This is a genomic window from Streptomyces sp. NPDC049577 (assembly GCF_040675635.1).
Classification (GTDB): domain Bacteria; phylum Actinomycetota; class Actinomycetes; order Streptomycetales; family Streptomycetaceae; genus Streptomyces.
In genome coordinates this window covers 1-8,299 of the sequence record NZ_JBFAPH010000272.1, presented here as the reverse complement: position 1 = coordinate 8,299, position 8,299 = coordinate 1, and the positions used below count along the sequence as shown (strand labels likewise).

Sequence of the window (8,299 nt, the reverse complement as noted above, 5' to 3'; positions counted from 1 at the left end):
GCAGCTCGATCAGCCTGCCGTCCAAACGATCGATCACCCTTGCCTGCCTCTCGTGGTAGCACGGCCCGGGAGTCCGGGTCGAGGCCCGTCCACGCCTCGTCGAGCACGAGCAGCTCGGGCGCCGCCAGCAGGGCCTGGGCGACCGCGACCTTCTGGCTGGTGCCCTTGGAGAGTTCGGACAGCCGGGTGCGGGCGTGCCCGCCGGCGCCGAAACGTTCCAGCCAGTTCTGGGCGGCCTGCTCGGCGGCCGAGCGGCCCAGGCCGTGGATCCGGCCGAGGCGCACGAGGTAGCCGGCCGCCGTGAAGGGCAGGGCGGGCGGGAAGCGTTCCGGGACGTACGCGGTGCGCGGGCGGCCGGTGACGCGGCCGGTGCTGGGCGCGTCGATGCCCGCCAGCAGGCGCAGCAGCGTGGACTTCCCGCTGCCGTTGGTCCCTTGGACCCGTACCAGCGCGCCCGCCGGGAGGTCGAGGTCGACGTCCCGCAACACCCAGGGGCCGCCCATGCCGTAGCGGCGCCCCACCCCCCGCAGTCTCATGGGACCCCACGGTAGCGTGAGGGTGTGACCAGCTCCGCCACCCCTCGTCCCGATGATCCGCGCGACCTCGCACCGCAGTACGTCCTGCCCCTGGTGGTGCGGATCGAGAAGTCCGCGCCCCCGGCGCGCACCGACGCGCTGGAGACCGCGGCGCGCGCGGTGCTCGCCCTGTTGTCGGACGAGCGGGCGACGGCGGAGGACGGGGAGTGGACCAAGGCGGTGCACGCCTGGCAGGACGCCCGGATCCGCAAGGTGGTGCGCCGGGCGCGGGGCGCGGAGTGGCGCAGGGCGTCGTCACTGCCCGGCATCACGGTGACCGGGGAGGCCGCGGAGGTGCGGGTGTTCCCGCCCGTGCCGCTGGACGGCTGGCCCAAGGAGCTCGTCAAGCTCCAGGTGTCGGGGACGGAGCTGGACGATCCCGTGGTCCCCGGGCCGCCGGATCCCGCCCGGCCGGTGCTGTGGCTGAACCCCGGTGTGGAGATGTCGGCCGGCAAGGCGATGGCCCAGGCCGGTCATGGCGCGCAGCTGGCGTGGTGGCGGCTGGACGAGGCGGCCCGCGCGGCCTGGCGCGCGGACGGTTTCGCGCTGTCGGTGCGCACCGCCGGCCCGGAGCGCTGGGCGGAGCTGACGGCGAGCGGGCTGCCGGTGGTGCGGGACGCGGGGTTCACGGAGATCGCGCCCGGGCTGACTCTTGCAGTCGAGGGGATCGACCGCATCGGCTCTCTCCCGTCCCTACGACGACCGTAGGCTGACTGCTCCGGCCCCCTGACGCGGCAGCGGCGCGGTGGGGCATACACGTTCCCGGCACTCGGCGCGCCCGAGTGGCCGCCGCAGTCGCGTGCCGCAGCCCCGGTTCTGCAGATCCGGGGCTGCGGCACGCCCTGACCCGTGAGGAACTGCGGTTGCGCCGTGCTGCCGTCAAGCAGACCCGCCGCATCCGGCAAGAGGCCCGGGGGTGCGCGGGCTGCGGAGCGGACCGCGTATCCGCGGCCCAAGCAGCTGATCACTGCTGGGGGGGGCGGCACCACTTCTTCTCGCCGACCCGGGACGGGGCGGCGTAGGCGGCGGCCTCCCAGCGGCTCAGAGGGTGGCGAGGAAGTCCCGGACGGCGGCGGCGAAGAGGTCCGGCTCGGAGGTGTACACGAGGTGGTCGGCGTCCAGCTCGATCGCGACGGTGCCGGGCCGGCGGTTGACCATGGCGGTGGCCTGCTCAGCGGGGATGACGCCCCGGGTGCCGCGGACCAGCAGGGCGGGGCAGTCCGTGGCCGTCCAGTCCGCCCAGTGGTCGCCGTGGACCTGGTCCTCCGAGCGGTACATGTCCTGCGGGTGGAAGGGCAGCCGCCAGCTGCCGTCGGCGTTCTCGCGCAGGCGGTCCGCGAAGAACGGCGCGGCCTGGCCGAGTCCGTGGACCAGCGCCTCGCGGGAGGGGGCCGTGTAGGGCAGGTTCAGGAGGAAGCCGAACGGGTTGGCGCCGTCCAGGCCGAGCGAGACCGGACCCTCGGCGTTGACCAGCGCGCGGACGCGCCCGGGGTGGCGGGCGGCGAACTGGTAGGCGTTGATGGCGCCGAGGGAGTGGCCGAGCAGGACGACCTCGTCCAGTCCCAGGTGGTCGACGAGGGCCTCGATGTCGGCGAGGTAGCCCTCCCGCGCGTAGTCGGCGGTGCGGTCGGACTCCCCCTGGCCCCGCTGGTCGGGAGCTATCAGCCGCCATTCGGGCCCCAGCGCGCCGGCGAGGTGGGCGAAGGTGGCGCCCTCGGACAGGTGTCCGTGCAGGGCCACCAGCGGCCGGCCGGTACCGCCGAAGTCCAGGTAAGAGAGCCGGCGGTCGTCGATGGACAGTTCGGCGCGGACGGCGGTAGCGGGCGTGCTCGCGGCGATGTCGGTCATGTCGGGGTCCCCCCAGGTCCGTCTGATCGGCCTGATCGTTCGGCCGATGCGGGAATCGTAGCGGAAGATTTATACGCTTGTCCAATACGCTCGTATAGTAAGTAGCCATGGACTTAATATCCATGTACAGTATCCGCCATGAGCAACGGTTCGCCGGGCCCCACACCCGGTTTCCTGGTCTGGCGGCTCGCCAACAAGTGGCGCGTCGCGGTCGACCGCGCTGTGGCCCCGCTGGGCCTCACCCACGCGCAGTACTCGCTGGTCGCGTCGCTGTACGGCATGCAGCGCACCGGCGAGCGGCCCAACCAGCGCCAACTCGCCGACCACACCGGCCTGGAGGCGCTGTACGTCTCCAAGCTGGCTCGCGCCCTGGAGGCGGCGGGCCTGGTCGAGCGCGCCCGCGACCCCCGCGACCCGCGCGCCGTCCGGATCGCCCTCACCGAACAGGGGCAGACCGTGGCACGGCAGGCCATCGCGGTGGTCCAGGACTTGCTCCAGCGGCTGCTGGAGCCGCTCGGCGGCCTCGACGCGGCACGGACGCGCGCCTTCACCGACGAGCTGACGACCCTGCTCGACGTACCTCTCGATCCCTCCGCTTGACCCTCAGCACCGACGACGAGAGCACCTGGAGACGACCCCATGACCACCGCCAACCCCACCGCCAATGCCCGCACCCTCGGCCTCGCCCACTACGCCGCCCGCGGCGTCCTGGAGCGGCTCCTGGCCCGGCACGGCATGACGTTCGCTCAGCAGATCACCCTGCGCGCCGCCGTCACCGCCGACGCCGCCGGCACCCCGCTCACGTCGGACGACCTCGTCACCGAGGTCCGGGGATCCCTCAAGGCCGACCCGGCCGACGTCCGCGCCACACTCGATGAACTACTGGTCAAGCGGCTGCTCGTCGCGGACGGAGCACACCTCCGCCCCACGGACGCAGGGCGCGAACTGACCGCCACCATCGGCGCGGAGACCGCCCCCGTCACCGCCCGCATCTGGGACGGCATACCCGCCGAGGACCTGGCCGCCGCCGGCCGCGTCCTCGCCCTGGTCGCCGAGCGCGCGAACGCCGAACTCGCGACGCCGGCCACCCCCTAGGTGCATTGTTCGCGCAGGTTGATGACGCGGCTGGAGAGGGTCTCGCCTGCGATTGCGGTGTGGGGTCTGCGGTAGATGCACCAGTGCAGCCCGTCGGGAAATGTTTGCGCGCGCTGCGCTCGGCAGCCCGTGCCCACGGCCGAGCCGCCGCGGTGGCCTGGGATGTCTTCCGTCCCTTCCCGCTGGCCGACGGGGTGGCCGATGTCGTGCTGGACGCGTCCGCCCCACGCAACCCGGCCGAGTTCCACCGCGTACTGCGCCCGACCGGTCGGCTGATCGTGGTCCGACCCACCGGGCGGCACGTGGTCGAGCTGCGTGGCCAGGTGCCTGCGATGGTCACGATCGACCCGGCCGAGGAACAGCGCCTGCACCGGGCGCTCGCCCCCTTCTTCGACGTCGCCGATACGGAACAGGTGGAGCACTCCGCGTCCTTGACCAGGCTGGATGTCCCGGACCTGATGGCGATGACGCCGAGTGCACGCCACGTGAGTCGTGCAGACCTGAACGACGGCGGCGTCCCGCCCGATCAGGTCACTGTCTCCGTACTGGCCACCGCCTACCAGCCTCGGTGACCAAACAATGGGCACGCCTGGCGCCCTGCCTCCCCGCAGCGGTGGGAAAGGCAGGGCGCCCGTTCGCGGTCCGTGGCATCCGCACGGTGATTCCCGAGCGAGCCGATCCGCAGGCCAACCGTGAAAGGAAAGGCCGCAGCGGTGGACGGCCCCGGGATTGTCCGGACGAGGTCATCTTGCGTGTCTACGAACTGGTCGAAGCGGCCATCCAGGCCGGCCGCAGCAATCCATTGGGCCATAGCGGCGAGAACCACCAGAGAATCACGGTAAGTGAGAAGCGTAATGCAAGGAGTAGTCCCAAGTGGGATCGCGCCCGGTTCCGCACGGTGGTCGCGGATCACCCGACTCTACGGAGTTGTCACAGCAGCCTGTGATACTGACGCCTTGAACATTTGTCCCGGCGTCAGGGAGTGCGAACGTGTCGAACAGGACCTGGTACGGGGCCACGGCCCTGACGACGGCGTGTGTGCTGGTCGCGGTCGTGGCCGGGCTGTCACGTGAGGACTCCGGGGGCCGCGAGGCCGGCGGGGGCGCGGCCGCGGCCGCCCGGGGCGGGGCCGACGCCCGGACCGACGGCGGCAAGAAGCCGGAGGAGGTCTGGGACGGAAAGGTCCACGTCCTCGGCGACGGTTCGACGTCCTTCACCGGCCCGCAGCCGAACGTGAAGAAGCCCGAGAAGCTGAAGCCGGGCGAGAAGCCGCCGCAGTTCGTCGTCTTTTCCTGGGACGGCGCGCTGGAGGGCGACGACCATCTGTTCTCGCACTTCCGCGAGGTCGCCAAGCAGAACAACGCGCAGATGACGTTCTTCCTGACCGGCATGTACCTGCTGCCGAAGTCGAAGGCGACGCTCTACAAGCCTCCGCAGCACAAGCCGGGCGACGCGGCGATATCCTTCGCGACCGACGAGCACATACGCGACACGCTGAAGCAGGTGCGCGGCGCCTGGCTGGACGGCAACGAGATAGGCACGCACTTCAACGGGCACTTCTGCGGCACCAAGGGCGGCGGCGACTGGAGCCCGGCGGAGTGGAAGAGCGAAATCGAGCAGTCCTACTCCTTCGTGGAGAAGTGGAAGACCAACACCGGCTACAAGGACCTGCCCCCGCTGCCCTTCGACTACCAGAAGGAGCTGGTGGGCGGTCGCGCCCCCTGTCTGGAGGGGCAGAAGAACCTGCTGACGGCGGCCAAGGAGTTCGGCTGGCGGTACGACGCCAGCTCGCCCGGCGACTTCCAGCTGTGGCCGTCCAAGATCAATGACATCTGGAACTTCCCGCTTCAGCTGCTCCCCTACCCCAAGAGCGAGAAGCAGGTCCTGTCCATGGACTTCAACTTCCTCTTCAACCAGTCCGGTGACAACACCAAGGGCGACCCGGCGAAGTACGCGGAATGGCGCAAGCTGACCCGCGACGGCTACCTCAACGGCTTCGAGCGCGTCTACAACGGCAGCCGGGCGCCCCTGTTCATCGGCAACCACTTCGAGGACTGGAACGACGGCATCTACATGAAGGCCGTGGAGGACGTCATGAAGTCGGTGTGCAAGCGGGACGGGGTGCGCTGCGTGTCCTTCAAGCAGCTGGCCGACTGGCTGGACGCGCAGGACCCGAAGGTGCTCGCCAAGCTGCGCACCCTGGACCCGGCGCAGTCCCCCGAGTGGTCGACCTTCCTCAAGTAGGACGCCGGGGCCCGGGTCGCCGGGCCGTCAGCGGCGGCCCTGGTCGCCCATGTACGCCGTCCAGACGGCGATCGGCGCCGTGCTGCCCAGCGTGCCCTTCGCGGCGCCCCCGATGCCGTCCAGGGGAAGCAGTTCCTGGGACGTGGGGTCGATCCGGGAGAGCGAGACGGCGGTCGAGACCTTGCCCCGGTAGCCGACGAACCAGGACGACTTGTTGTCCTGCTGCGTGCCGGTCTTTCCGGCCGCGTCCGCCCCGGCCGCCCGCGCCGCGCCCGCGGTGCCGCGCTGCACGGCGTCGCGCAGGGCGTTGTCGACGTCGGTGGCCACCTTGACGGGCAGCGCCCGCTCGGGGGTCGGCTTCTCGACCGGCACGGCGTCACCGTTGCGGCTGAGCCGGTCGACGGAGTACGGCTCGCTGTGCAGTCCCCCGGCGGCGAAGGTCGCGTAGGCGCCCGCCATGCGGATCGCGCTGGGGGTGGAGTTCCCGAGCGAGAAGGCCGGCACCTGCGCGCCCATGCTCTCGGGCAGCAGCCCGGTCTGCACGGCCGTCTTCGACACCCGGGCCAGGCCCACGTCCATGCCCAGCTGCATGATCGGGCCATTGACGGACTGGACGACGGCCTCCTTGAGAGAAACCTTTCCCCAGGAGCGGTCGCCGTCGTTGACCGCCTTGACGATCTTGCCGGAGCGGTCCCAGTACGGGCCCTCGGGCGTGCGGATGGCCACCTTGTTGTCCCCGTCGTAGACGGTGGCGGGGGTCACCGGGGTGCGGGGGCCGCTCCGCTCGCGCTGGACGCCGTCGCGCAGCGCCGCCGCGTAGACGAAGGGGCCGAAGGCGCTGCCCGCCGGGACGACGCTGGAGTTGGCGTCGTTGAAGCCCTGCTTGAGGTAGTCGGGGCCGCCGTAGAGGGCGACGATGCGCCCGTCCGTGGTGACGGAGGCGGCCCCGAGGCGCACGTTGCGATCGGCCTCGCGCTGTTCGGGCCTCAGCTTGCCCAGGGCGTCCTCGGCGGCCTTGCGCAGCGACTCGACCTTGGCCTTCTCGAAGGTGGTGCGGATCTGGTAGCCGCCCTTGTCGAAGTCCCGCTCGGAGACCTCGGTGTGGGCGCGCACGTAGGCGCGGGCCGTCTCGACGAGGTAGCCGGTCTGGCCGGTGAGCCCGGCCGGGCGGGGCGGGGCCTTGGGCTCGGGGAAGGCGGTGTACTTGGCGCGCTCCTGCGGGGTGAGCCTGCCGATCGCGACCATCCGGTCGAGGATCCACTTCCAGCGCTCGACGGCACGCTCGTGGTTCTTGGCACTGATCGCCGGGTCGTAGAGGCCGGCGCCCTTGAGCAGCGAGGCGAGGAAGGCGCCCTCGCTCACGTTGAGCTGGGAGACGTCCTTGCCGTAGTAAGCGTGGGCGGCGCGCTGGATGCCGTAGGTGCCGCGCCCGTACCAGCTGGTGTTGAGGTAGCCCTCCAGGATGTCGTTCTTGCTCATCCTGTTGTCCAGCTTGACGGCGATGAACATCTCGGTGAGCTTGCGGCTGAAGGTCTGCTTCTGGTTGAGGTAGGCGTTCTTCACGTACTGCTGGGTGATCGTCGAGCCGCCCTGGGTGTCGCCGCCGCCCATCATCCGGCCGACGGCGCGGGTGATGCCGCTCACGGAGATGCCGCTGTCGCTGTAGAAGGTCTCGTTCTCGGCCGCGAGCGTCGCCCAGCGGACCTGCTCGGGGACCTTGTCGAGGGCCGTGTCCTGGCGGTTGACCTCGCCGGTGCGGGCCATCTCGGTACCGTCGGCCCAGTAGTAGACGTTGTCCTGCTGGGTGGCGAAGGCGTTCAGGTCGGCGGGTATCTCGGTGGTCGCGTACAGGTAGCCGACGAGGGTGGCGAGGACGCAGAAGGCGCCGGCGAGCAGTCCCGTCGTCTGGCGCCAGGACGGCACCCAGCGGCGGTAGCCGGTCCTGCCGGGGCGCGGGTAGGCCGGGCGCAGCCGGACGAGAGCGGGCCGCAGCCGGGTGAGCCACCGGGGGAGGCGGCTGCGGCGGGGCGCGGCGCGCCGACGGCGGGGCGGGGCGGAGCGCTGCGAGGCGTGTGCCTCGTTCCGTTCGTCGACCACCGACCGCTCCTACTTGCTCGAACCTGTGTCTTTGCATCTATTGCTCGACACACCGGGAGTCTGCCACAACCGGAATCTGATGATTCGTCAGCGGGCGGGGAATGCGGACCGGGCCCGGCTCCGGAGCCTTTACAATGCTGTAGAGGAGTGCGGCGCGACCGCGCCCGGCAGAAGATCGTCCGAAGGAATCGTCGAATCACATGGAAGCGGCCATACCCGCCGCCCCCGCGGTACTGCGCCGGGGCCGTCGCCGCCCGAGCGGAGCGCTGGAGAGCGAGGTCCTGGCCGCGCTGCAGCGTGCCGGCACCCCGCTGACGCCCCGCGAGGTCCAGGCCACGCTGCCCGGTGAGCTGACCTACAGCACGGTCGTCACCATCCTCTCCCGGCTGCTCGGCAAGGACGTGCTCACCCGCACGCCGCGCGGCCGTGCCTACGCCTAC

Annotated in this window: 8 protein-coding genes and 1 pseudogene; 6 read left to right on the top strand and 3 right to left on the bottom strand. The window is 71.1% G+C overall.

Annotated elements, in window-relative coordinates; translation table 11 throughout:
* On the bottom strand, nucleotides 1-536 hold a 536-nt coding region (locus AB0K09_RS24965; protein ID WP_366067613.1), incomplete at its 3' end, for an ATP-binding cassette domain-containing protein.
* Nucleotides 537-560: 24 nt separating this feature from the next.
* On the opposite strand from AB0K09_RS24965, the gene AB0K09_RS24960 reads away from it, so the two are divergent.
* On the top strand, nucleotides 561-1,283 hold the full coding sequence (locus tag AB0K09_RS24960; RefSeq protein ID WP_366067612.1) for a peptidyl-tRNA hydrolase: 723 nt from the start codon (nucleotides 561-563) through the stop codon (nucleotides 1,281-1,283).
* 333 nt (nucleotides 1,284-1,616) lie between these two features.
* Here AB0K09_RS24960 and AB0K09_RS24955 read toward each other — a convergent pair whose 3' ends face one another.
* Nucleotides 1,617-2,423, bottom strand: coding sequence for an alpha/beta hydrolase (locus AB0K09_RS24955; protein ID WP_366067611.1), 807 nt, complete (start codon nucleotides 2,421-2,423; stop codon nucleotides 1,617-1,619).
* Nucleotides 2,424-2,561: 138 nt separating this feature from the next.
* Here AB0K09_RS24955 and AB0K09_RS24950 point away from each other — a divergent pair, with 138 nt between their 5' ends.
* From AB0K09_RS24950 to AB0K09_RS24935, 4 genes and pseudogenes are all read left to right on the top strand, one after another.
* Nucleotides 2,562-3,023 carry a MarR family transcriptional regulator gene (locus tag AB0K09_RS24950; protein ID WP_366067610.1) on the top strand — a complete coding sequence of 154 codons (462 nt, stop codon included), beginning with the start codon at nucleotides 2,562-2,564 and terminating at the stop codon, nucleotides 3,021-3,023.
* A gap of 39 nt (nucleotides 3,024-3,062) precedes the next feature.
* Nucleotides 3,063-3,518, top strand: a complete 456-nt coding sequence (locus AB0K09_RS24945; RefSeq protein WP_366067609.1) for a MarR family transcriptional regulator — start codon at nucleotides 3,063-3,065, stop codon at nucleotides 3,516-3,518.
* A 107-nt stretch (nucleotides 3,519-3,625) separates the two neighbouring features.
* Nucleotides 3,626-4,090, top strand: a pseudogene (locus tag AB0K09_RS24940) (methyltransferase type 11); the annotation flags it as partial.
* 418 nt (nucleotides 4,091-4,508) lie between these two features.
* Complete coding sequence (locus AB0K09_RS24935; protein ID WP_366067608.1) at nucleotides 4,509-5,762, top strand: hypothetical protein; 1,254 nt, start codon at nucleotides 4,509-4,511, stop codon at nucleotides 5,760-5,762.
* 27 nt (nucleotides 5,763-5,789) lie between these two features.
* Here AB0K09_RS24935 and AB0K09_RS24930 read toward each other — a convergent pair whose 3' ends face one another.
* Nucleotides 5,790-7,859 (bottom strand): transglycosylase domain-containing protein, encoded by a 2,070-nt coding sequence (locus AB0K09_RS24930; protein ID WP_366067607.1) that lies wholly within the window; start codon nucleotides 7,857-7,859, stop codon nucleotides 5,790-5,792.
* 200 nt (nucleotides 7,860-8,059) lie between these two features.
* Here AB0K09_RS24930 and AB0K09_RS24925 point away from each other — a divergent pair.
* A partial coding sequence (locus AB0K09_RS24925) for a BlaI/MecI/CopY family transcriptional regulator (protein WP_366067606.1) occupies nucleotides 8,060-8,299 on the top strand: 240 nt, incomplete at its 3' end.

Excerpts from the sequence above, each read along its gene's own strand:
- AB0K09_RS24950 (WP_366067610.1), top strand. The coding sequence starts at position 2,562 with ATGAGCAACGGTTCGCCGGGCCCCACACCCGGTTTCCTGGTCTGGCGG.
- AB0K09_RS24955 (WP_366067611.1), bottom strand. The coding sequence starts at position 2,423 with ATGACCGACATCGCCGCGAGCACGCCCGCTACCGCCGTCCGCGCCGAA.
- AB0K09_RS24945 (WP_366067609.1), top strand. The coding sequence starts at position 3,063 with ATGACCACCGCCAACCCCACCGCCAATGCCCGCACCCTCGGCCTCGCC.